This window comes from Pseudobutyrivibrio sp. ACV-2, from assembly GCF_900107545.1.
In the GTDB taxonomy this organism is placed as follows: Bacteria; Bacillota; Clostridia; order Lachnospirales; family Lachnospiraceae; genus Pseudobutyrivibrio.
The window spans coordinates 188204-214132 of record NZ_FNQZ01000003.1; the positions used below are offsets into that span (position 1 = coordinate 188204).

General features: G+C 39.9%; 18 protein-coding genes, 2 tRNA genes and 1 other RNA gene. 20 read left to right on the forward strand and 1 reads right to left on the reverse strand.

The features are described 5' to 3' along the window. The first annotated feature begins 6 nt into the window (after positions 1-6). Both BLV53_RS05545 and BLV53_RS05550 read left to right on the forward strand, forming a co-directional pair. Positions 7-888, forward strand: coding sequence for a GDSL-type esterase/lipase family protein (locus tag BLV53_RS05545; protein ID WP_090298280.1), 882 nt, complete (start codon positions 7-9; stop codon positions 886-888). A 169-nt stretch (positions 889-1057) separates the two neighbouring features. Beyond that, positions 1058-1142 (forward strand) — tRNA-Leu (locus BLV53_RS05550). Positions 1143-1525: 383 nt separating this feature from the next. Here BLV53_RS05550 and BLV53_RS05555 read toward each other — a convergent pair. Continuing rightward, a complete protein-coding gene (locus BLV53_RS05555; protein WP_170830761.1) occupies positions 1526-3412 on the reverse strand; it encodes a flagellinolysin in 1887 nt (628 codons plus the stop codon). A gap of 173 nt (positions 3413-3585) precedes the next feature. On the opposite strand from BLV53_RS05555, the gene BLV53_RS05565 reads away from it, so the two are divergent. The 18 genes from BLV53_RS05565 (at position 3586) to BLV53_RS05650 (ending at position 25921) form a co-directional block, all read left to right on the forward strand. Beyond that, positions 3586-3765, forward strand: coding sequence for a sigma factor-like helix-turn-helix DNA-binding protein (locus tag BLV53_RS05565; protein WP_090298283.1), 180 nt, complete (start codon positions 3586-3588; stop codon positions 3763-3765). 38 nt (positions 3766-3803) lie between these two features. Beyond that, a complete protein-coding gene (locus BLV53_RS05570; protein WP_090298286.1) occupies positions 3804-4268 on the forward strand; it encodes an HIT family protein in 465 nt (154 codons plus the stop codon). Positions 4269-5163: 895 nt separating this feature from the next. Then, positions 5164-5922, forward strand: a complete 759-nt coding sequence (locus BLV53_RS05575) for a nucleoside/nucleotide kinase family protein (protein ID WP_090298289.1) — start codon at positions 5164-5166, stop codon at positions 5920-5922. Between the two features lie 532 nt (positions 5923-6454). Then, a tRNA-Leu gene (locus BLV53_RS05580) sits at positions 6455-6538 on the forward strand. 260 nt (positions 6539-6798) lie between these two features. Further along, the gene (locus BLV53_RS05585) at positions 6799-7815 is read left to right on the forward strand and encodes a deoxyguanosinetriphosphate triphosphohydrolase (RefSeq protein ID WP_090298292.1); all 1017 of its coding nucleotides are present in this window, start codon (positions 6799-6801) and stop codon (positions 7813-7815) included. Between the two features lie 12 nt (positions 7816-7827). Further along, on the forward strand, positions 7828-9600 hold the full coding sequence (gene dnaG, locus BLV53_RS05590) for a DNA primase (protein ID WP_090298295.1): 1773 nt from the start codon (positions 7828-7830) through the stop codon (positions 9598-9600). A gap of 306 nt (positions 9601-9906) precedes the next feature. Then, complete coding sequence (gene rpoD, locus BLV53_RS05595) at positions 9907-11037, forward strand: RNA polymerase sigma factor RpoD (protein WP_090298401.1); 1131 nt, start codon at positions 9907-9909, stop codon at positions 11035-11037. Between the two features lie 35 nt (positions 11038-11072). Beyond that, entirely contained in the window at positions 11073-11774 is a 702-nt protein-coding gene (locus BLV53_RS05600; RefSeq protein WP_170830762.1) for a tRNA (adenine(22)-N(1))-methyltransferase, read from the forward strand. Between the two features lie 12 nt (positions 11775-11786). Then, positions 11787-13451 carry a nucleoside kinase gene (locus tag BLV53_RS05605; protein WP_090298300.1) on the forward strand — a complete coding sequence of 555 codons (1665 nt, stop codon included), beginning with the start codon at positions 11787-11789 and terminating at the stop codon, positions 13449-13451. 101 nt (positions 13452-13552) lie between these two features. Next, positions 13553-13926: RNase P RNA component class A (gene rnpB, locus BLV53_RS05610), an RNA gene on the forward strand. A gap of 283 nt (positions 13927-14209) precedes the next feature. Next, entirely contained in the window at positions 14210-14743 is a 534-nt protein-coding gene (locus BLV53_RS05615) for a CarD family transcriptional regulator (protein ID WP_090298304.1), read from the forward strand. Between the two features lie 5 nt (positions 14744-14748). Next, positions 14749-15282, forward strand: coding sequence for a phosphatase PAP2 family protein (locus BLV53_RS05620; RefSeq protein ID WP_090298307.1), 534 nt, complete (start codon positions 14749-14751; stop codon positions 15280-15282). A 33-nt stretch (positions 15283-15315) separates the two neighbouring features. Continuing rightward, positions 15316-15579, forward strand: coding sequence for a hypothetical protein (locus BLV53_RS05625; protein ID WP_090298310.1), 264 nt, complete (start codon positions 15316-15318; stop codon positions 15577-15579). 83 nt (positions 15580-15662) lie between these two features. After that, a complete protein-coding gene (locus BLV53_RS05630; protein ID WP_090298313.1) occupies positions 15663-16901 on the forward strand; it encodes a 6-phosphofructokinase in 1239 nt (412 codons plus the stop codon). A gap of 91 nt (positions 16902-16992) precedes the next feature. After that, complete coding sequence (locus BLV53_RS05635; RefSeq protein WP_090298315.1) at positions 16993-18540, forward strand: amidohydrolase; 1548 nt, start codon at positions 16993-16995, stop codon at positions 18538-18540. A gap of 70 nt (positions 18541-18610) precedes the next feature. Continuing rightward, positions 18611-22078 carry a PD-(D/E)XK nuclease family protein gene (locus BLV53_RS05640; protein WP_090298318.1) on the forward strand — a complete coding sequence of 1156 codons (3468 nt, stop codon included), beginning with the start codon at positions 18611-18613 and terminating at the stop codon, positions 22076-22078. Further along, positions 22062-25688 carry a helicase-exonuclease AddAB subunit AddA gene (addA, locus tag BLV53_RS05645; protein WP_090298322.1) on the forward strand — a complete coding sequence of 1209 codons (3627 nt, stop codon included), beginning with the start codon at positions 22062-22064 and terminating at the stop codon, positions 25686-25688. Before BLV53_RS05640 ends, addA begins: the two co-directional genes overlap by 17 nt. Beyond that, the gene (locus tag BLV53_RS05650; RefSeq protein ID WP_090298325.1) at positions 25667-25921 is read left to right on the forward strand and encodes a glyoxalase; all 255 of its coding nucleotides are present in this window, start codon (positions 25667-25669) and stop codon (positions 25919-25921) included. Before addA ends, BLV53_RS05650 begins: the two co-directional genes overlap by 22 nt. Positions 25922-25929 lie beyond the last annotated feature (8 nt).

Sequence of the window (25929 nt, forward strand, 5' to 3'; positions counted from 1 at the left end):
AAATCAATGAAAATAAAAACTTTTCTTTTATTGATTTTAGTAGTTGTTAGTGGGATAACTTTATCAATATGTAGCGTTATCAATCTATCCACTAAATATCAAGAATATACCACAAGTGTGGCACAGGAACCTGTGATGGTGCCTCTTTTAAAGGCTGCGGCTGATGGGGTGTACCCTTGGTCTGAATATGTGGCTCCGGAGGAAACAAAGGCTGAATCATCTGATGATGTGGCTGATGAACAGTCAGTATCTGAAAATGCAGATGAAACACCAGCAGTTAAAGCTAAGACCTTTACTCACGTCGAGGATGATTATTTTGATGATGCGGTATTTATTGGAGATTCCCGAGTTTTAGGTCTTTCTATGTACTGTTCAGCTCTTGATTCAAGAAGCACATTTTTTGCAAAAAAATCCCTTTCAATCTATGATATTCGAGATAAAGAATGGGTAGAGACAGAAGATGGTAGGGAAATCACCGTTTTTGACGCTCTCCAGGAAGTTACTTTTTCAAAGGTTTATATGATGGTTGGAATCAATGAACTGGGGCGTGGTACTAATGAAAGCTATGCTGAAGCATACAAGACAGTTATAGATAGGATTCTTGAAATAAATCCAAATACTATCATATATATAAACAGCATAATGCATGTAACGAAAGAGAAGAGTGATAATGATCCAATCTTTAATAACGGAGCTATAAATGTAAGAAATGCCGCCATTTTGAAGTATGTAGATTATCAGCATGTTTTCTTTTTAAATGTCAATGATATTTTGGATGATGAAGAGGGGAATCTTAAAGCAGAGCTTTCTGGTGATGGTGTTCATCTGAAGGGCTCGTGCTACGAACCTTGGCATCAATATCTACTTTATAATGCCATAGTAGATTAAGGGTGAGCCTTGTAGCAGCGGGGATTTTTATCATGCTGTTAAAAGGTCTGAATTTTCAGATATAGACCGGAAAAGTTAGACACATTTTCTGCGCAAAATTGTTGACTCCTGAGGCATACTTTGATAACATAATTTTTGTCGTTAAGAGACATCAGTCACTAACGCAAATGCGGAAGTGTCGGAACTGGCAGACGAGCAAGACTAAGGATCTTGTGCTCATTGCGAGCGTGCGGGTTCAAGTCCCGCCTTCCGCATGATTAATTAAGAACTAGGATGCATTCCTAGTTCTTTTTTTATATTCAATAATATAATGCATCCTGGTTCTTAATTAACAGGCCGAAGAGTCCCTTGAATCCGGGGTGCGGGTGTCCAGTGGACACCTCTGCGTAAGCAGAAGCACCGACCGAGCCGGGAGGCGAGACTCAAGGTCTCCTCGACCTGACGGTCTTCGTCGGTCGGTTCGGTGGGAAAAAGGTCCACTGGACCTTTTTCTTTATCCACCTCACCCCGCCTTCCGCATTGGTTGTAGAGGCCTAGAAACATTGAGTGACCAAGCATTGCAGCCATCTAGTTAATATTAAAAATATGTTAATTTAATGTGAAAAAAGCGCCCAGAATGGACGCTTTCACGGAATGTTTAGAATTGCAGGAGTGCCATGACTCCTTCTGTGCTGGTATTTGCCTGCGCAAGCATGGATTCGCCTGCCTGGGCAAGGATTTTATCCTTAGATAAATTTACCATTTCGTCTGCCATATCTGCATCGCGAATTCTTGACTCTGCAGCGTCAGTATTTTCCACTACATTGTCCAGGTTTTTGATGGTGTGTTCCAAACGATTTTGCATTGCACCAAAATAGCTGCGAACACCGCTGACTATTCTTATTGCTTTGCCAAATTCGTCGATTGCGCTTGTGGCTGTATCCTCCGTCAAAACCTCGGTGGTATCGATGGTAAGTGCTTGGCAATTCATGTTATAAAGCCTGATTTCAAGCTTGTTTGTCATATCCGCATCGGTTCCCAAATGAAGAACTACGTTGGCACTTCCGCCACTTCCGCCACTTGCCGCTGTTGATGTAAGTGCGCTGTATGTCTTTTCAACATTTGTTATTCGTATAGGCTGACTATCCTTATCCGCTGTAGTTCCAAGGATTGCAGTTCCGCCAATTTTCAAATCGTCTGTGATAAGTGAGCCTGCGCCGCCTAAACTGTAATAAGATAACTGGCGTACGAACTCAACGGCGCTTAGTTTATCATGCTTTTCTGAAAAGCGCGATTTGCTTGCTGAATTGATTGCGCTAACAATAGCACTAACATCTATGCCTGTTTGTCCGCGCACTACAGAGTCGAAGCTTCCGGCCTGATCATTAATAAGAGCTCCAAATATCTTGTCTGCACCCTTTCTTAGGTTTGCAACGCTCACATCATTGCCATCTGCAGCCAGGTAGCTGGCATATGCTGCAGCCAAATATCCATGGCCATATGGTCTGCTTTCCACTGTGTAGTCTCCGCCCTGACTCAGGTATGCTGCGATTGCAGAATCCTGGCTGGTATCCTCTGAGCCAGTAAGGCCTTTTACCAGAATTGTGAGATTATAATTCCATCCTGTTGTGTATCCTCCACCTGCCAGCTGGGCTGTACCCTCTACAAACCACTTTGGCATGTCGCTTGCAGAGCCATCGCGCGAGTACATTCCGCTAGGCATGGTCACATCCATGATGCCGTGCATTGTCTCGTGAGCAATGGTACTCTCTAATTGTTGCATCTGATCTTCTGTTAGATTTAGAGAAGGAAAATCTGCCTCATCCACGGTCATGCCAAGGGTGCCTGATGCAAATTCTTGTTTAGAGCCCAATATTCTGAAGCTTGCGCTCATGTATGCTAATGTTCCGGATATACCATCTATATATTCGATTGAAAGCTTTGTATCGTAAGGTGTTTTATCCCCTGATGCCAGCTCATTTACTTTATTTCCAAGGGAAGGAAATGCTGACAATATCTGGCTTACTGCGTTTGGAAAATATTCATCGGAAATCTTGGAGGCCAGATTATCTACTACGGTTTCCTGAGTAGATGTTGCGTCTATAGCCTTTAGATTTGGCACAAAGCCATCTTTGGAAAACACCTGAATATCATTAAATTTTGTTCTTGCGGTAATGGAGTTTATTTCTTCTTTAAGCTTAGTTATTTCAGCGTTGATGTTCTTGCGGTCGCTATCTGACAGCGTACCGTTAGCTGCCTGTACTGCAAGCTCATTGCTGCGCTGGAGCATGTCGTGAACTTCATTAAGAGCTCCATCTGCGATTTGAACTAAAGATATGCCATCGCCGCCATTCATTGACGCCTGGTTCAACCCGCGTATCTGGCGACGCATTTTTTCAGATATAGAAAGGCCTGCAGCATCGTCTGCTGCACGATTAATACGATATCCGCTGGAAAGCTTCTCCATGCTCTTTCCAAGGGAATCACTTGTTAAGTTGTATATGCGGCTAGAATTACTAGCATTTAGATTGTGCTTTACTACCATTAATCACTGCCCTTTATCTTCATTTTTTTCGAGGTTACAACTATCATGTCGGTTTTCTGAAGTTAAAATTTACCTCATATAATTATTTTTTTTAACTTTTTAGATTCTTATAAGCTTTACGTAGATAATATAGATAATACGTGGGAAAATTCAAAAATCAGGGAATTGTAAAAATGATTAACAGGCTTGTGGATTTATCACCCAGACAAAGAAAGGTTTTGATTCATCACTATGGTCTGAATCAGAGAGACATCAGAAGTATTGAAGAAACAGCGGCATACTTCCATCTTAGCGAGAAGTTTGCGAGGGACATTGAATCTGAAGCTTTTGCTATTCTTAGAAAAGAACGGTAAGATGTAAAATAAATCGAATTTTGTGGAGGGAGAAAACTATGTGCATAATATGCGATAGAATAAAGTTAATAAAAGAAGAGAATAATCCTTACTTTGTAAAAGAACTTGAAACTGGCTATGTTGTTATAGGCGATTATCAGCATTTTAAGGGATATTCATTATTTTTGTGCAAAGAACATGTTGTTGAATTATTTGATCTATCACAAGATTTTAGGCAGAAATATCTCGATGAAATGGTTATAGTAGCTGAGGCTGTAAAAAAGGCTTTTGGAGCAGAAAAGATGAACTATGAGTGTCTGGGAAATGGAGATGCTCATCTTCATTGGCACTTGTTTCCTAGAGTGAATGGAGATATCGAGGAATATGGAAACAATGGAAAAGGACCAGTATGGTGGTATCCATTCGAAAAGATGTATTCGGATGATAACAGACCTACGGATGATAAACTACAAGAAATGAAAGCGGTACTATCCAAAGAACTTGATGTTTTAACGAAAAGATAAATCGGAGTCAAGCCTTGCTGATGTAGCTGTGGCATAACTCTAGTACCGGTTTTCATGAATTACGTGATTCTTGCTAAAAAGCTGAATTATGCACGTAGGATGTTGCTGGTTTCCTTGATGTTACAATGGTCAGATGGTAAGATAATAGTCGTATTTAGATTAATGAGTATCATTATCACTGAGATAATACTCACTCTAGGGGATTTTCTAAAAATATTACGTGAGTATACTAAAAAAATGCGAATATACACGTAGTGCCTAGGGAACAACTATAATTTAACCAATTTGTCCCCAATTTGATAAATATGTATAGGTTCTTGTTTTTCCTCAGAAAAACAGGAACCGTAAATACCATGAAAATAGATTTGTCTATTTTCATGTCCTGCAAAGCAGGATTCTTGCTGACAATTTCCTTATTGGGTAAGCAAGAAGTCATAGATTATTGAAAAACATCAGTTTGTAGGGCTCTTCTATAAAAGGGAGAGCTCGTTAAATTCCAGTTTGCGTAAAACAAGATATATGCGATTTTGAAAATCCTATTTTTGTTAAAGAAAATCTTTAATTAAAAGCTGAAAGGCTCTCATTTGAAATCTTAAGGGTTCCCTAAGGGGTTCCCTTTCGGGGGACGGTATCAGAACCTCCTTTCTTGGCGGGTTTCTGGACTGACAGAACTGTTCAAGGTCTCCTCGACCTGACGGTCTTCGTCGGTCGGTTCGGTGGGAAAAAGGTCCACCGGACCTTTTTCTTTATCCACCTCCCCCCGCCTTCCGCATTGGTAAGAAGCAATCACTTAAATGTGGTTGTTTTTTTATGCAAATGTATAAGAAATAAGAAAAATGAGTTATAATCATTGAGATAAAATAAATAAAAGGATATTAATTCGATAAATATTACTATGTATGATTATAAGGTAAATATAAACGGTTTGGATGTTGATGCGCATTACACTGAGTCCAATATAAATGATATTTTTATTCCATTGTTAAGAAGATTAACAGAACTTCAAAAAGAAAAAGACAGACGTATTCTGGTAATGTTGGCGGCTCCTCCGGGTACTGGAAAAAGCACATTGTGTTCGTTTTTGGAAAAACTTTCCAGAGAAGTTGATGGGGTAGCCGAAATTCAGTCTATAGGCATGGATGGATTTCACCGTATGCAGGACTATTTGATTAATCACACTACAGTCAGAGATGGTGTTGAGATACCTATGGTAAAAATCAAAGGTGCTCCAGAAACTTTTGATTTGCATCTTCTTACTGGGCGTATAAAAAGGATTGTAGCTGGGGAAAATTGTGGTTGGCCAATTTACGATAGAACCACCCATAATCCACAGGATAATGTGATTACCATATCATCAAATATTGTGTTGCTTGAGGGGAATTATCTACTGTTAGATGAACCTGGCTGGAGTGATTTAAAATCCTATGCTGACTACACAATACTTATGACTGCTGATGAAGATATGCTCAGAAGACGTCTTATTTGTAGAAAAGCTGCGAGCGGAAATTCTGTTGATGATGCAACAAAATTCGTTGATTATAGCGACATGGCAAATGTTAGAACTTGTCTTTTGAAATCTCAAAATCCAGACTTAAAATTGGTGGTTTTGGAAGATGATAGTATTCAAGCGGGTTCCGAGATTTACAACCCGTAATCATTCACAAAACAAACCTTCGAACATTAAGCTATCTGACAATTTGAGATAAAAATATAAAATTATCTTGCAAAATACAAATCGCACGCTATAATAATAATTACAAAATAACAAATGCAAAAGAGAAAGGGAGGTACAGACCACCAGAAAATTAAGTTTTAAAACTAATGTAATATCAAAATCTAGTGATTGGAGGTACGGTCCACCAGAGGATTAAGTTTTAAAACCAAATGTTAATTGTTAAAATTCAGGAAAGGAAGGTATAGTCCACCAGAGATTTAACATTTAAACACACGCGACAATTTTATGATGAGGTCCATCAATGATTAAAAGTTTTCAAATGGACAGCAACATATCAAAATGAAACAGATTGAGAGGTATAGTCCATTGGGATCGAATTCTAGGGGCGGCATCAGCTAGGAATCAAGTGGTTTCCGAGTTGGTGTCGCCCGTTTTTTGTGTAAAAATGTTACTTTAACTAACACAAAACTCTTGACTTAATGATAATTAATCCTTAAAATACAATATGTTCGCAGGAATGGCGGAATTGGCAGACGCGCAGGCTTCAGGTGCCTGTGGTAGCAATATCGTGTGGGTTCAAGTCCCATTTCCTGCAGCCCAAACCTAGGCGCATCGCGTCTAGGTTTTTTGTGTTTATGCAAAACGTAAGTAAGTGTGTGATGGGATGCCTTAGGATTATTTTTGAGGAGTATAACAAAGTGATCTCAAAAATGAGCCTAAGGCATCCCATCACACACTTGCGGTGGCTTATTTAAATCAATTACATTTTTTTACACACAAAAAAAGGATATCCTTTTTTTGTGTGTAATTCGTTTTATAGGAGTGTCGTTTTATAAGCAAAATTGGGAGGCTAAAATGGGCACAATACGCGAAATGATTGAGCAGATGGAAAGGGAAACACTTAGCCCTTATGCTACGCTCAATGAAAATTCTCGTGGCCGCGAAAAGGATGAGCCACAATGTGATATTCGTCCTTTGTTTCAAAGAGACAGGGACAGAATTCTTCATAGCAAAGCATTTCGTCGCTTGAAGAACAAAACTCAAGTTTTTCTTACTCCTCAGGGTGATCATTATAGAACCAGATTGTCCCATACGTTGGAAGTTTCACAGAATGCCAGAACTATAGCCAAAGCGCTGAGACTGAATGAGGATCTCGTTGAAGCTATAGCCTTAGGTCATGATTTGGGACATACTCCTTTTGGACATGCAGGAGAAGCACAGCTTAATGCCATGTGCTCCACAGGTTTTGTCCATTCTGAGCAGAGCGTTCGCATTGTAGAAAAGCTTGAAAAAGGTGGTTTGGGCTTAAATCTTACCTGGGAGGTTCGAGATGGCATCCGCAATCATCGTACCAGTGGAAGGCCGGCCACACCAGAGGGACAGATTGTTCGTCTCTCAGATAAAATCGCCTATGTTAATAGTGATATAGACGATGCCATTCGTGCGCAGATTTTAACAGAGGATGATATTCCCCTTGAAATCAGAAAGACCTTGGGAATGTCTTCTGCAGTGCGCTTAGATACACTTATACACGACGTAATTATAGAAAGCCAGGATAGTCCTCAGATAAAAATGTCTTTTGAGGTTGAAGAGGCTATGTCTGACCTCCGCAAATTCATGTTTGCCAACGTCTACAAGGATTCTGTGGCAAAGGTTGAAGAGGTCAAGGCAAAGCGTATGATTCGTGAATTATATGAGTACTATACCAATCATTTTGAGGAACTTCCTCCAAGGTATCGTGCTATGGAAGAAGATGGTGAAAGCCAGGAACGAATCATCTGTGACTATATCTCTGGTATGACAGACCAATATTGTATTACTAAATTCAACGAATTCTTCATGCCAAAGGCATGGGTTGTTGATGGATTTTAATTGGGAGAATAAATGCCTTATTATTCAGACGACATCGTAGAAGAAGTCCGCACTAAATCGGACATTGTAGATGTTATTTCGCACTATGTAAATTTACAAAAAAAGGGAAGCCAATATTTTGGCCTTTGTCCCTTTCATAATGAAAAAACTGGTTCATTTTCAGTAAGCCCTCAAAAGCAGATGTATTATTGCTTTGGATGTGGGGCTGGAGGCAATGTTTTCAGCTTTCTTATGAATTATGAAAACATGACCTTCAAGGAAGCAGTGGAAGAACTTGCTGGCAGAGCTGGTGTCACATTGCCACAGCGGGAAATGACCTATCAGGAGAGACAGCAGGCGGACAGACGTAGCCGTTTATTTGAAATTAACAAAACTGCCGCAGCATACTATTATAAAATGCTTCGCTCCGATGCAGGAAAGCAAGCCCTTGATTATTTCACCAAACGTCAGCTTACTCCAGAGACCATGCATAGATTTGGCCTTGGCTGCTCTAGCAAATATTCAGATTCCCTGTATAAATATCTCAGGGAAAAGGGCTATGAGGATGATATTTTAAAGGATTGTGGTCTTATCACCATCGATGAAAAAAGAGGTGGTCATGATAAATTCTGGAATAGAGCCATGTTTCCGATTTTTGATGCCAATGGTAAGGTTGTAGCATTTGGTGGACGAGTTATGGGTGATGGTGAGCCTAAATATCTAAACTCGCCGGAAACCGAGATTTTCAACAAATCCAAAACCCTTTTTGGATTATATTTCGCCAGAAAGACCAGACGTCAGCAGTTTATACTGTGCGAAGGCTATATGGACGTTATAGCTTTGCACCAGGCAGGCTTTGACAATGCAGTTGCATCCTTGGGTACAGCTCTCACAGAGGGCCACGCTGGTATGCTTAAACGCTACGTCAAGGACGTATACCTTAGCTATGATTCAGATGGGGCAGGCCAAAAGGCTGCACTTCGAGCTATTCCTATTTTAAAAAATGCTGGAATATCCTGCCGAATCATCAATATGTCCCCTTATAAGGACCCTGATGAATTCATTAAGAATCTAGGCGCAGAGGAATATGAAAAACGTATCCAAAATGCCGAAAATAGCTTTATGTATCAGGTTCGAATGCTTCAGAAGAATTACGACATGACAGACCCTGAGAAAAAGTCTGATTTCCAAAAAGAAACTGCAAGGATGATTGTCACGGAATTTCCTACTCAGCTTGAGAGGGAAAACTACACGGAATCCGTAGCAGCCAGGTTTAACATTCCAAAGGATGCTCTAGCCAGATATATTATGGAGCTAGGCCAGTCTGGAATCACTGCCAAACGTGACAGTGGGGCTCAGGCTGAACAGAAACGTGGTATTAAGCCAAAGGACGATGGAATGAAAATGTCACAAAGGCTTCTTTTAACATGGCTGGTTGAGAACCAAAGCATATATCCAAAGGTTAAGCCTTATATCAATATAGATGATTTTGAAGACGGTGTTTATCGCACCGTTGCCACTGAGGTATTCAAATATTGTGATGATAATAGCCCAGTGGATACAGCTCGTATCGTAGATTTGTTTATGGAGGACGAAGACCGCAAAACTGTAGCGGCTTTGTTTAACACTACAGTTGGCGAGCTCACAGGAAACAGTGATCTTAGCAAGGCTCTAAAAGAGACTTTGCTTAGAATAAAAAAGCATTCCCTTGAAAGAGCACAAAAGGGTGGAACAGACCTTCAAAGTCTTTTAGCGGGAAAGCGTACATTACAACAACTTGAACGTTTGAATATTTCATTTGTTTAGTTATTTCATTTTTTCAAATAGAAAGGAATAAAAATGGCAAAAAAGAAAGTTGATGAGTTAATCGAAAGCGGAGACTTAAATGCTGCCGCTGCGGCATTTCTAGCTGAGGCTGAAGCTGATGCAGAAGCAGATGAGGTTGATGATGCAGAAACTGAAGATAAGGATGTTGACTTCGGTGATCTTGAAGAAATCTCAGCTGAGGATCTTGAATTCGATGAGCATGATTTCGACAACATTGATGAGACAGAGGATGATGACGATGTAGACGAATTCCTGGCATCTGTTGGTGCTAAGACTTCAATCGACATGGATGATGTAGATGATGATGACGATGACGTTGATACCTTTGGTAGCGACGAGCTTGATTCTAAAATCGCAGAGCTTATCAAAATCGCCAAGACTCAGAAGAACATTCTTGAAGATTACGAAATCTCGGAGTTTTTAAAGGACTACAAAATCGATGCAAAGCAGATGGAGCGCATCCTTACTCACCTTGATAAAAAGGGTATCGATGTAAACTTCTCATCTGGTCCTTCTGATGCGCTTTTACTTGCAAGTGATGATGAGGATTTAGAAGATATCGATATGTCAGTGCCTGATTCTGTCAGCATTGAGGATCCAGTTCGTATGTACCTTAAGGAAATCGGTAAGGTACCACTTCTTTCTGCAGAGGAAGAGGTAGAGCTTGCCCAGAGAATGGAGACAGGTGACCAGGAGGCAAAGAACAAGCTTGCAGAGGCTAACCTTCGTCTTGTAGTTTCTATCGCAAAGCGTTACGTTGGACGTGGTATGCTTTTCCTTGACCTTATTCAGGAAGGTAACCTTGGTCTTATGAAGGCTGTAGAAAAGTTCGATTATCACAAGGGTTACAAGTTCTCTACATATGCTACATGGTGGATTAGACAGGCTATTACACGTGCTATCGCCGATCAGGCCCGTACTATCCGTATCCCTGTACATATGGTTGAAACCATCAACAAACTCATCAGAGTTTCACGTCAGTTACTCCAGGAGTACGGCCGTGAACCGACTCCAGAGGAAATCGCTGCAGAGATGGGTATCACTGTAGACAGAGTTCATGAAATCCTCAAGATTTCTCAGGAGCCAGTTTCTCTTGAGACTCCAATCGGTGAGGAGGAAGATAGTCACCTTGGAGATTTCCTTCCAGATGAAAATGTACCAGTTCCAGCAGAAGCAGCTACATTTACTCTTTTGAAGGAACAGCTCCACGAGGTGCTTGATACACTTACAGAGCGTGAGCAGCGCGTACTTATCCTTAGATTCGGTCTTGAGGATGGCAAGGCTCGTACCCTTGAAGAAGTAGGTAAGGAGTTTAACGTTACTCGTGAGCGTATCCGTCAGATCGAAGCAAAGGCTTTAAGAAAGCTTCGTCACCCAAGCCGCAGTAGAAAATTAAAGGATTATCTAGATCAGTAAATATATCAAGGTTTATACATAATTAAATGATAAAATTGTCTACAAGATTGCAAATCGTATACGACATGGTGCCTGCTTGCGACACTATAGCCGATGTAGGCTGTGACCATGGCTATCTTTCTATTGCATTGCTTGAAAGAGAAGTGGCCAAAAGAGCCATAGCCATGGACATAAATAAGGGACCACTTGCAAAAGCAAATGAGAATATTTTGGCTTCAGGTTTCAAGGATAGATGTGAAACCCGTCTATCTGACGGTCTTGCCAAACTTGAAGTGGCTGAGGCTGATGTAATATGCATTTGCGGAATGGGAGGAGCCCTGATTGGCAGAATCATATCAAAGGATTTTGATGTGGCTAAATCAGCTAAATGCATGATAATAGAGCCACAATCTGAATACTATGAGCTTCGTAGTATGCTTACAGAAAAGGGTTTTGTGATAGATGATGAGTCCCTTTGTACAGAGGAAAACAAAATCTATCCAATCATCAAAATCCACTATGAGCCTGATGTTAAAAATCGTCCAACATACACAAAGGCTCAGCTCGTATACGGGCCAAAAGTCATAGAGAAATCACCACAGCTTTTACAAAAGCTTTTGGATAAAAATGAAAGTGAATACAGCTCTATTCTTAGTAAGCTTGAAAATGGGGGAAGCGACTCTGAGGCTATAGCTTTAAGATGTCGTCAGCTGAAAGAAGAGCTAGACATAATCTCAGAAATAAGAAATTCACTTTAGGAGGGGGAAGCTATGGCAAAAGTAATAATTAATGGCAATGAAGAAACCTACGAAGATGGAACTCACTTAGTGGACATTGCAAAAAAGCATCAACCTGATTTTAAGGATGATATTGTTCTTGCAAAATATAAGGGAAGTCTTACGGAACTTAACAAGGGTATAACTGGAGTAGGAACGCTTGAGTTTCTTACTACAGCCGAAAAAGATGGACGCAGGGCTTACAGACGAAGTGTGGCATTCATGCTTCAAAGAGCCCTTATGGAAGCTTATCCTTTGCCAAAACATGCATATCTTAGGGTTGAACATTCTCTTGGACAGGGGGATTTCTGCACGTTAGACGGCGTAGAACCACCTTCAGAGGAAGAGCTGCAAGAACTTAAGAGGATTATGCTTAACCTTGTGGAAAAGGATATTCCACTAAAAAAATATTCCATTAAGACCACTCAGGCCAAAGAAATGTTCAAATCCTTCAACATGAAGGAAAAAGAACAGCTGTTAAAATATCGTACAAGTTCCAACATCAATGTATATGATTTGGATGGATGTATTGATTATTTTTATGGTTATATGGTGCCAACCACAGGCTTGCTTAAATATTTCGATTTAATCAAGTTTGAGAATGGTTTTATGCTTATGTATCCTGATGGAAGTCTTCCAGGCATCAATACCAGAGAGGTTGCTACCTTTAAAAAGCCTATGAAGCTTTTTAGAGTACAGCAGGAAGCATCATTGTTTGGCTCTACAATGGGCGTCCCTACAGTGGGGGCTTTAAACGAAGCTATTGCAAATGGTCGCATCAGGGATATTGTGCTTTCTCAGGAAGCTATTATGGAGGGCAATATTGGTGATTTAGCCATAACCATAGCGGATAATAAGGACATTAAATTTGTTATGATGGCTGGTCCGTCATCATCAGGAAAAACAACCTTTTCTCACAAGCTTTCAGCACATTTGAGGGCATTAGGATGTGTTCCGCATCCTCTCCCTTTAGATGATTTTTATCTCGACAGAGATCAAATGCCTATAGATGAATATGGTGAAAAGGATTTTGAGTCTATAGAAGGACTTGATATACCATATTTCAATGATTGTATGGTTAAGCTCCTAAATGGAGAAAGAGTACTTTTGCCTAACTTTAATTTTAAGGTAGGTAAAAGAGAATATAATGATCATTATATGCAATTAGGTAAACACGATATTCTCGTTATCGAGGGTATCCACGGTCTAAACGATAGAATGAGTTCTTCATTACCTGCAGAAAGTAAGTACAAAATTTACCTGTCAGCGTTGACTCAGCTGTCGATTGACGAGCATAATCCACTGTCTACAGCAGATGGAAGACTTATTCGTCGTATTGTAAGAGATGCCAGAACTAGGGCAACTACAGCCTCAGAAACCATAGCTATGTGGGATTCTGTTCGTAGAGGTGAGGAGAAAAATATCTTCCCATTCCAGGAACAGGCTGATTATATTTTCAATACGGCCTTGATTTATGAGATGGCAGCGCTTAAACTATATGTTGACCCATTGCTTTATGCTATTGAGCCAGATGAGCCTACATATGGTGAGGCAAAGCGTCTGATAAAGCTTTTGGATTATTTCCTTCCAATGGCACCAGAGGTTATTCCTAACAATTCTTTAGTTAGAGAGTTCATTGGAGGATCATGTATTTTATAAATTAAACAATAAAGAACTGCATTTAAGATTGCCTCCGGCAATGGGCAGTTCATGGTATTAAGGAATCTTCCCGCAGGGGCGGGCCCCTCTTTAATACATTAAAGGTCCGATGAGTAGTCGCTGCCTGACTGTAGTGGTCAGGGAGAGGAAAGTCCGGGCTCCACAGGGCAAGAATGCCGGCTAACGGCCGGTGGAGGTAACTCCAAGGATAGTGCAACAGAAATATACCGCCAAGCTATGAGTGCAACTTTTCGAGGGAGCGCTCATAGCATGGTAAGGGTGGAAAGGTGGTGTAAGAGACCACCGTACTGCTGGTAACAGCGGTAGCCATGTAAACCCCATTCGGAGCAAGTTCTAATAAGTGCGTACGCGGCCCGCCAGCACTAGGTTGAACGCTTGAGACCATTGGCAACAGTGGCCCTAGATAGATGACTACTTTAAAAGACATAACCCGGCTCACAGTCGGGCCTTTTTTATTATTAGAGTTTATATTTTAGCTACAATGCTTTATTTTATAACAATATTTTTCACTATTACAACGTGTAATCAATTACTACAATTTAAATTATCTGACGATATAGGTAAAATGACTAAAAAGACGTGAAAAACACACATGCGCGTGGGTATTATTAACGAATGTGAACTTTTTGTGATTTGAACGGCGTAAAATCAGTAAAAACGTGATATAATATAACCATATTCGTGGGAGAGAAGTTGTGGAGGTACGTGTTGTTAATGTCATAGAAGGATGGTGAAAAATGGAATATCAGGTAGGCGATTTTTTAGTTCATGAGGGAAGTGGTGTTTGTCAAATCGAGGATATAGATGACATGGAGCTTATGGGCAAGGGTTCGAGAAAGACCTACTACTGCATGGCCCCTGTTTTTAAGGAAGGTGCCAAAGTTTTTACTCCAATTACAGGTTCGACTGTTAAACTTCGTCCAGTTGCAGAAGAAGCTAGATTTAATTACATTCTTGACAACATTGATGAAATCGAATGCATCAAGGAACCAAACGACAGAATGCTCCAGGAAAAATTCAAGGAAGTTATGGGAGAGTTCACTCCAGAAGCTCTTGCCAGAGTTGTAAAGACTGTACTTCTCAGAAAGTGGCAGCGCCTTGAATCAGGCAAAAAAGTTATGGCTTTAGATGAAAAGACACTTAGTGTTGCAGGTCGTAAGCTATTCGAAGAAATGGCTTTTGCAATGCATAAAGATATCCCATATGCACAGCATTTATTTGAGGATGCTCTAAAGCACAAAACTTCAAATTCTATGTTAGTAGGTATTTAATATACATGATTTCATACTCTGATTTATCAGCTAGAATAAAAAATAATAATGGTCTTGTCACAGTTCTTAAAGTACTGGACAAGGCCATTACTTATGTTACAGTTTTATTATATCTTGGACTTTTAATCTACAGTGGTTTCCTAATCCCAAGTCAGGGAGGAACCCTTCTTTACAGAAGTATACTGATTCCAGGTGTTTCTTTTATTTTTGTCAGCCAGTTCAGAAAAAAGCTTAGTGAGCCACGTCCATACGAGGTTTATAATTTCACACCAGCCCTCGATAAGGACACAGTTGGTAAAAGTTTTCCAAGCAGACATGTATTTTCAATTTTCATGATTGCCTGCACATATTTCCAGGTTAGCATTCCAATTGGAATATTTATTATGATTTTAGGAATTGGCCTTGCAGTCATTAGGGTAGTGGGCGGAGTGCATTTTATCAAGGATGTTGTGGCTGGCGCCATCATGGCTATTTTAATTGGAATCATTTGCTTTTGGTTTTTTTGTGGCGTTTTTGGACTCATTATGCTACCATTTTAGAAAGGATAATTTTTTTGGAGTACATTTTATTTCATGAAAAAGAATGCAAGAAACGCTTTAGCAATATTAGTTAGCATTCTTGGAACGGTTTTGGGTCTGTATATCGGTGGCTATCTATTGTTTGCGCGTCCGGTGTATTGGCTTGTGATTGGTTTCACAGGTGGGACTCTTACCGCTGGAATGTTGTTGATTAATGTAATAAAGATTTTCATCGCATCCACCGTCGGCGGGGCAATATGGTGTTTGTGCGATATTATTGCAAGTCATATCAAAGGATTACCTGAGGATGACGATTAGGGGTAGGTAGTATAGTTGTTTATTTTACATAAATAGGCGGCTAAATATAAATACAACTATAAAGTAGTGGGAGGTAAAATGTAATGACTGGTAACGTAATTGTAGGGCAATCAGGCGGACCAACCGCCGCAATTAACTCTTCTTTGGCAGGAGTTTACAGGACAGCAATAGACCGTGGGGCAGGCAAGGTTTACGGTATGTTACACGGCATCAAGGGGTTGATGGAAGAGGACTACATTGATCTTTCCGATTACATTAAGAATGATTTGGATGTTGAGCTTCTTAAACGTACACCGGCAGCATATCTTGGCTCATGTCGATATAAGCTTCCTGAAATCCATGAAGACATGGATACTTACGTTAAAATCTTTGAAATTCTTAAAAAGCTGGAAATCGAGGCACTTATTTATATCGGTGGAAATGATTCCATGGATACAATCAAAAAGCTCTCAGATTATGCTATTCTTACAGGCTCTGATATCAGATTCATTGGTTGTCCAAAGACCATTGATAATGATTTAGCTCTTACAGATCACACTCCAGGTTTTGGTAGTGCAGCTAAATATATCGGTACCTCTGTTAAGGAGATTATTCGTGATAGCTATTGTCTCGAATATGGAAAAGGCTTAGTTACTATTGTTGAGATTATGGGACGTAATGCCGGATGGCTTACTGGTGCTTCTATCCTTGCAAAAGGTGAGGATTGTGAAGGTCCTGATTTGATTTATTTACCAGAGGTTCCATTCGACATCGAGAAATTTAAAGAGAGAGTTGTTAAGCTTCTAAAGACACAGACATCAGTTGTAGTTTGTATCTCAGAAGGTATTCACACAAAAGATGGCAAATATGTTTGCGAGTTAGGAAACAACGTAGAGTTTGTAGATGCCTTCAATCACAAGCAGCTCACAGGTTCAGCATCTTATCTGTGCAACTATATTGGCAGTGAGCTTGGTTGCAAGACCAGAGCTATTGAGCTTTCAACACTTCAGCGTGCAGGTTCACATCTTGCATCTCGTGTTGATATTCTTGAGGCTTATCAAGTTGGTGGTGCTGCAGTTCTTGCTGCAGATGAGGGAGACTCAGGCAAAATGGTTACACTTATCCGTCATTCTGATGATCCATATCAGTGTGGTACAGAGGTTAAGGATGTCCACAAGATTGCAAATGATGAAAAGCTTGTTCCACGTAACTGGATCACACATGATGGTACATACGTAACAGAGGCTTTCATCACATATGTAAAGCCATTAATTCAGGGAGATGTATCACCTATCATGGTTGATGGTATCCCAAGACACATTTATAGACCAACCAAAAAATAAAAGAATCTCTTAAACTCTAGCCTCCCCCTAAAAAGGGGGAGTGTTCTAAAAAAATCAGAGAGAAAGAGCATAAAGGAAATGGAGGGTGTATATGCAGGTATTTCATGGAACTATTATCACTTGTGATGAGCATAATACGATAGCCAATTATCTGGTTGAGCGTGAGGGACGTATTGCATATATCGGTCAAAAGCTTCCAACTCAGTATGAGGTTATTCCACCTATAGAGCTAGGGGACAATGTGTTGGTACCTGCATTTGTTGACACCCATATGCATTATTCTGGTTTTTCAGTTTTGCACAAAATGTTTCCTATCAATGACACGGATTCCAATGCCAAAATTCTTGATAAGATAAAAGAATATGCAGATAATACCAAAGAAAATATTATAGTTGGTTTTGGGGCTACAGAATTTGCTGTCTCTGAAGGGCATCTTATTTTAAAAGAACAGCTTGATAGAGTATGTCCAGATAAGCCGGTATTTATCATAAAGCACGATGCTCATTCGGGAGTTGCCAATACTGCTTTTTTGGATGCAATCAAATCTAAAACCTCTAATCTCAGAGGCTACAATTCAGAGACCGGTGAGTTAAAACAGGAAGCATTTATGAATGCTTGCGATTTCTTGACCCATGGAATGTCTACTAAAAAAGTCATAGATTCTATGGTTGAAACAGCTGACTTCCTTGCCAGCAGAGGTATAGGTCTTATCTGTTCAGCCAGCGGTATAGGGTTTGTGCGAGACTACGACTTTGACATGGAACGTTCAGTTGCCAAGGGTCTTGATAATGGCATGCAGATTAGAGCAGCTTATCAATGCACAAAGCTTGACAAGATTTCAAAAAAAGATTTAACCAGAGTAGTTTATGGCAATCTGGACGGAACCTTCGCCAATGCTGATGCATCTCTTAACAATGAGTACGTTACAATTAAAAATAAGGGTGTATCCTATTATACAGATGCTGAAGTTCAGAAATTCTGCATCAACGCCAATAGAGCAGGCTACCAGATTGCGCTACATGCTGTAGGGGATGCTGCTTTTGAGCAGGCTGTCAATGCCATTGCTACAGCATTGGAGGATTATCCTAGATATGATCACAGACACATGATTATTCATGGCTGTCTTCCTACAGAGTCTGCGCTTAAGGTCTGCGAGAAATATCACATAGTGATTTCTGTTCAGCCATCACTTCTTTCACATGTAGAGGGAGTTGATGAATTTTTTGCAAGCCTTATCTCAAAAGAGAGAGTAAAGGGCATCAATCCAATTAAAAAGATTAGGGAGAAGGGAATCGCTGTTTGTTTCAATTCCGATGCTCCAGCATCAGACCCTGATCCTATCATGTGGATACACGATGCTTGTAATAATAAAAATCCTGATCAGTCAGTGTCTGTTTACGAAGCACTTAGGATGGCTACCTATTACGGCGCCTATTCTTGCTTCGACGAAAAGGAACGAGGCACATTGGAAATGGGCAAGAGCTGCGATTTGGTAGTCTTGGATAAAAACCCATTTGATACGCCAAAGGAGGAGCTTAAAACAATAAATGTATCTGAGCTCTACTTAAAGGGAAAGCCTTACAAGCGTTCACGCACCGGCTCAATGGCTACGATGCTTCGAGGCATGTTCCCACAGTAAAATAATTGATTGTTAAAATGGCACCTTAAGCTTGTGGCAGACAGGTGCCTTTTTATTTGGAGTAATAAATATGTCATTATCATTAATCGTTGGAAGTTCTGGTAGTGGAAAATCCACCACCATTTACAATAGAATTATTCAGGAGTCTATCAAAAACAAGGATAAAAACTTTCTGATTATCGTTCCTGAACAGTACACAATGTCTACTCAGAGGCTTTTAGTTTCCATGCATCCAAATCATTGCATTATGAATATCGATGTTTTGTCCTTTAATAGACTGGCCTATCGTGTCTTTGAAGAGTTGGGTGCAGCGGTGCATGCAGTTTTAGATGATACAGGAAAGGCTCTTGTTATCAGAAAGCTGGTAAATAATCATTTAGGGGAGCTTACAGCTCTTAGAAACAATATTACAAGGATAAACTACATCACTCAGGTTAAATCCCTGATTTCCGAACTCACACAGTACAATATTACACCAGAGCGTCTAAAGGATATGATAGACACCCCTGTTATGTCTCAAAGCTTTAAAAGACGTGCATCAGATTTGCTGGTGCTTTATCAGGCATTTATTGATTTTATTGATGGGAAATATGTTACCACAGAATCCATCCTGTCCACCTTGAATGATATGCTTGATAGTTCGGAAATAGTAAATGGTTCCACTGTGGTGCTTGATGGATTTACAGGCTTTACCCCTATACAATATCAGCTTGTGGAGCACATGCTACAGCTTTGCGATGAGGTAGCGGTTACCATCACTGCAGATGAAAATACATCACTTCTTGAAGCAAAGGCAGATGACGAGCTTTTTGCTATGTCATCAGAGTTTGCACTAAAGATGACAGGCCTTGCCAAAAGAGCAAAGGTTACAATTAATGAGCCTCAGATTATATCAGATGATAATGGATGGCTTTCAAATAACGATGCATTAAAATTCTTAGAACGTAATATCTTTAGAAATAAGAAGGCAGTTTTTGATGGTGAGATGTCTGATTCTATTTCCATCATAAGTCTAAACAATCCTAGAGAGGAGCTTAAAAATGTAGCCATCTCAATCAACAAAATGGTTAGGGCTGGAATGAATTATAAGGATATAGCTGTGGTGGCTCCGGACCTGGAACAATACAGATATCTTTTGGGACCAATCTGGAATGACTATGATATCCCATATTTCATCGATACCAAAACTGAGATTTTGTTCCACCCAATGACCGAAGCCATAGAGTCATTGTTTGATATTTACACCAGGAATTTCCGCAGGGAGGATGTACTTAGATTCCTAAGATCAGGGTTAACTGATCTTACCCTTGAAGAAATAGATTATGTGGATAATTACCTGCTTGCCACCGGAATTCGCGGAAAAAGCAAATATTTTCATCCATTTGCCATCAGAGCCAATACATTTTCAAAGGATGAGGACATGCTTTGTATAAACGAATTACGAAGTCGTTTTATAACTCCATTTGAAGCATTTGATAAAAAGCTTTCAGGTAAATCCACAGTACGAGAAATAGCAACTGCAATCTATGATTTTGTAGTTTCTTTTGATTTTGAAAAAAAGATTTCTTTGCGCGGAAATCTGTATATGGATAGCAACAATCCAGTTAAGGCCAAGGAATACAGTCAGATTTATCAGGTCATAATGAACGTGCTTAATAAAATGGTTTCTATTCTTGATGAGGAAGAAATGGATCTTCAGGAATTTAAGGACATTTTCAGCGCAGGACTTTCAGCTGCATCCATCGGTGTTATCCCACCTGCCAACGATAGCGTAATCGTGGGTGATATCGAAAGAACCCGTCTGTCAAATATCAAAGTATTGTTTTGTATAGGTGCCTCTGATGATGCCATTCCTAAAAAGGTGGAAAACGGAGGTATTCTTTCTCAACTTGAAAGAGAACAATTACTTGAAGCTGGTTTTGAGCTTGCACCATCAGACAGGCAAAAGACCTTTAGACAAAGATTTTATCTTTATCTGATGCTCACAAAGCCAAATCAAAAATTATACATTACAATGCCACGAGTAGATGGAGCTGGAAAAAGTGTCAGCTCATCTTATCTGGTAGGGCTTTTGACAAAAATGTTTCCAGGATTATCAATTACTGAAATCGAGGACTTTGAAAATGAGGACAGAATCCTTTCCAAAAACAGCGCCACCGATTTGCTTATTGAATTGATGTCAAAGGCTGTTTTCTTTGGCTTGGATGAGCTTACAGATGATGAAAAAGTCTATTTTAAAGAACTCTTAGAATGGGGTGCAAAGGAAAAAGACCTTGATATCGATTCTATTATAGATGCTGCCTTCTATAAGCACTCAAAGGAGACAGTGTCTGCAGATATTATGGAGGCTGTCAATGAAGCCTTTAACGAGGACGAAACAGTGTCAGGTTCTGTGTCTAGATTTGAGCTTTACAATGAGTGCGCCTACAAATATTTCCTGACCTATATCATGAATCTTCAGGAAAGAGAAAAGTTTGAACTAACGAGTATCGATTTAGGAAATTTCAGCCACGAGGCCTTGCAGAGATTTTCAGATAGTGTCAAAGCCGATGGTAAATCCTGGAGAAATCTCACAGCAGATGAGCGTGAAGCCTATATTGATACATCTATCAGCCAGACCTTGGATGCCATGCCAAAGGTAAGCACTTTAGAGGACAGCACCCAAAGATATATCGTAAATACGTTAAAGAAAACTCTGCGCCATACGGTGGAGGTTATCACCACACAGGTCAGCCGTGGAGAGTTTGAGCCGGCCTTATTTGAAGAAAAAATAAATTCTCCTATTACAGATATTGAAACAGGAGAGGTTGTGGCAAATCTTAGGGGTAAGGTTGACAGAATCGATTTGACAGAATCTGCAGATATGGCAGTTAGAATAGTGGATTACAAGTCCAGTGGTCATGAGCTGAGCCTTGAGGAATGCTACTATGGTCTTTCAATGCAGCTGCCTATTTATATGGGAGTGGTACTAAACAAGCTAAAGGATAAATACCCAAATGCCACACTGCATCCATCTGCCATGCTTTATTATGAGATGAGTGATGACTATATCAAAGGGGAAGGAGCCACACCAGAGGCCACCAAAGAAAGTAGATTATCCTTGAATAAAATGAATGGTTTGCTGTCTTCAGATGAGTCTGATTTGCGGGCAAATGATTCCACTGTAGGCATTGAGGAAGGTCAGGTGAAGGCTTCGTCTATAGTACCTTATTCTGTTGATTCCAAGGGAAATGTCACCAAAAAGACAAAGGCTATCAGTAGAGAGGATATGGGTACTGTTATAGATTATGGTTTTTATGCAGCAGCAGATGCGGCTAAAAAAATTATTGAAGGCGAGTTTGATTGCAAGCCTGCAAGGATAGGAAAAATAGATGCCTGCAAATATTGTGGTTTCAAAAGCATTTGCCATTTTGATGAAAATGTTGAAGGCTTTGAAATCCAAAAAACAGAAAAAATAGATAGTAACGAAGAGATAATAGAGCGTATGAAAAATGCTATGACAAAGGAAGGAGGCGAAGGCAATGGGGCTGACAGCTGAACAGGAATTAGTTCGTGACACAAGAAATAAAAATATGCTTGTCAGTGCCGCCGCTGGTAGTGGTAAGACCTTCGTACTTGTTCAGCGAATTATATCTGAAATATTGGATAAAGATAATGGAATTGATGTAGATAGAATTCTGGTGGTTACCTTTACAAATGCAGCAGCTGCTGAGATGAAGGAGCGTATCAGAAAAGCCATCGATGATGCTGTCTCAAAAAACACTTCGGATTTACGAATCAGAGCTCAAGCCACACTTATTCATGGTGCCCATATTCGTACAATCGATAGTTTTTGTAGCTGGGTGGTAAAAAACTATTTTTACGAAATAGACAGAGATCCCGCTTTTCGTATTGCCACCACAGGGGAAATGAAGATGCTTGAGGATGAGGTTTTCTCAGATTTACTTTCCGAGTATTTAGAGGGTGACAATGAAGATTTCAGGCTCCTGGCCGATGCTTATATCAGTGGCAGAAGAACAGACACCTTAAAATCCATGGTTACATCTCTTCATGAAAAAGCATCAAGCTTTCCTTGGATTGATGAATGGTATGATGATGCACTTCGTCTATACGATATTTCTACAGAAGAGGAGCTTGCTAATTCTAAATTTGTAGAGCTGATACTTGAAAGAACAAATATGATTACAGGTCAGCTTGAAAAGAAGCTATCAGACATAGTAGGACTTTATGACGAGGATTGTGTTTCAAAGGATAAGGATTTATTCAACACAGATTTGAATATGCTAAGAGCAATCAATGAGGCGAACACCTTTGAAGAAAAATACCTGGCATTTTCTAATTTACATTTTGCTACATTTCCACGCTCTACAAAGGACACATGTCTAGATGAAAATGATATGGGCATGGCACGTGCTTTTCGTGATAAAGATTTCAAGCCTATGCTTAATAAGCTTGCCGAGGATTTTTATGCTGAAAGCTTATCAGATATGTTTGCATCTCTTCAATTTGTGGGCAGACAGGCAAAGGCTTTAATAGAATTTGCCAGAGTTTACACAAAACGTCTATACGAAGAAAAGACCAGCAAAAACATCTATTCATTTAATGACATAGAGCATATGGCTCTTGAGATTCTTCGCAACAAAGATTCAAAGGAGCATGAGAGAAGACCAGTAGCTGTAGAGCTTGCCAATCATTTTAAGGAAGTAATGGTGGATGAGTATCAGGATTCCAATGAGCTGCAGGAGCAGATTCTTACAGCTGTTTGCTCTGGTAATAACTACTTTACTGTAGGTGATGTTAAGCAGTCCATATATGCATTCAGACAGGCCAGTCCGCAGCTGTTTATAGATAAGCTTAATTCCTATCCGATAGATGGCGTATCTGGCTCTATCCGTATAGACTTGGATAATAATTTCCGAAGTCGTGGTGAGGTCCTTAATTTCTGTAATGAGGTATTTGCTCCTTTAATGCAAGAGGATATGGGCGGTGTTCGTTATGATGAAAAGGCAGCCCTTAAAGTGGGTGATAAGACCTTTAAAGGAGATACTAAAGATTTCACCTCAGAGATTTTAATTGCCACTCAAAACCCAGAGGATATGAGTGAGCTTGATATCGACAATAAAGATACTCTAGAAGCATTAGTGGTAGCCAAAAGAATTAAAGAGCTTATGGAACAGGATTTTCAGGTCAGCACAAAGGTTGACGATGAAAGACAGCTTCGCTCAATGAAGTATTCTGATATTGTTATCCTGATGAGTGCTGTTTCGGGGCATGCTACTAACTATATAAATGCTTTAAAGGAAAAGGGCATCCCAGCTTATGTTGCAGAAGAAAAGGGATTTTTCGAGCGTGAAGAAATCGAGACAATACTTGCCATGCTTATGGTTATCGACAATCCTTTTAACGATATTCCACTTGCAGCAGTGTTGCATTCTCCTATGTTTAAATTCTCCTCAAATCGCCTTGCACAGATCAAGGCAAAGGGAGAAGGGACATCTCTTTATGCCAGCCTTTTAGACTACCAGAGCAAACATGACAGCAAGGATATTTCCTACTTTATAGATACTTTAAACCACTTTAGAGATATGGCGATAGATACGCCGATTCATGAGCTTATAGAGGCTGTTTTAAAGGATACAGGCTATGGCACCTACGTTAGTGCTCTTCCTATCGGTAAAATGGCATCGGCCAATCTAGATAAGCTGATAGATGAGGCGGTATCATTTGAGAGCACCAGCTTCAAGGGGCTATCTAGATTTGTAGCCTACATCGAAGGACTGAAGACCTACGATGAGGATTTGGGCATCGCAAAAACTGTTGGAGAAAATGACAATGCAGTTCGTATCATGACTATTCATAAAAGTAAGGGTCTTGAATTCCCTGTTGTTTTTGTCTGCGGTTGCGGCTCGTCAGGAAGAAATGATATGGCGCCATTTGCTGTGGATAGAGACTTTGGTATTGCCTTAAAATATAAAAATCCAATTTCAAGAATAGAACACGGCACTGCATTTTATAATCTGTTAAAGGTTAGGGCTGCAGCCTACGACAAGGGAGAGCTTTTCAGAAAATATTATGTTGCCCTTACCCGTCCTGTAGACAAGCTTATTATTACAGCTGCTGTAAAGCCTACCAGCAAAACTTCTGTGCCTGAAATCATCGCTGGATATACGCCTGGTAGAAAAGTTTTAGACTACATCACAAAGGAAAAAGCCGGCACCATCATAGAACTTATTATTCGCTCCATCAGAACCTCTGGTTCAACAGTTCCAATCAGAATAGTGGATTGCGCTGAGCTGTTTGTGGATGAGGTTAAAAAGGAAATTGTTAAGAAGGACACCAAGGATAGAATATTAGCACTAATAAATGATGCAGGTGATATTACGGATAATAATATCGTAAATACGTTATCCTTTAAATATGCCCTCGAAGCAGATAGTAGCTACAAGAGTAAATATTCTGTATCAGAAATCAAGCATCAGGCTATGGAAGAGGCATTTGAATTTAATTCAGATGCGGCCCCAGCATTTATCCATGAGGACGATGAAAGCTATATTCCTGAATTCATTAAACAGAGGGATTTAGCTGAACCTAAGGAGCAGGGCACAGGCATACCGGCAGGTGCCTTGTACGGAACTGCCATGCACAGATTTATGGAGTGCTTTGATTTTGCCAGGGAAGATTTTGCTACATCATTTTCAGAGCAGCTTGATTATATGAAGGCGATAAATAGTCTTTCAGAGGATGAGCAAAAGAGAATCAACTATAAAAAGCTTATAGCATTTATTAAATCATCCACAGCAAAAAGAATGGCAAGTGCTGCTTTAAATGGTAAGCTATACAAGGAAAAGCCTTTCGTGTTTGGAAGCGATGCAAAAAATCTTTTTTCAGATGACAGCGCCAGTGATGAAATGATTCTCGTTCAGGGAATTATCGACGTGTTTTTTGAAGAGGAGGATGGAATAGTTCTTCTCGATTACAAGACAGATAGAGTGGACGAGGAAGAGGAATTAGTGCTAAGATATGAGAAGCAATTGCAACTATATAAATCAGCAATCGAAAAAGCCTACAACGTTCCAGTGAAGGAAGTTTTGATATACTCATTCGCATTAGAAAAGGAGATTCAACTATGTACGATAAAAAAACAATAAAAGCCTTCCTAGACAACCAACTCAAACTTTTCCCTGAAAAAGTTGCCGAGAACGAAGAAGAAGCAGCAGAATTTTTAGAGGATGTTTGTGCTGTAGTCTGCAAAAATAAAAAAGAAGTTATTGAATATCTGGAAGATGAAATGGATATCGCCGGAATGTCAGAAGCGGAAATTCTTTCTTCGGAAGAAGTCTTTGATATTGGTGATGGAAGATATCTTATAGTAGAAGGGTAGTTTTAGAT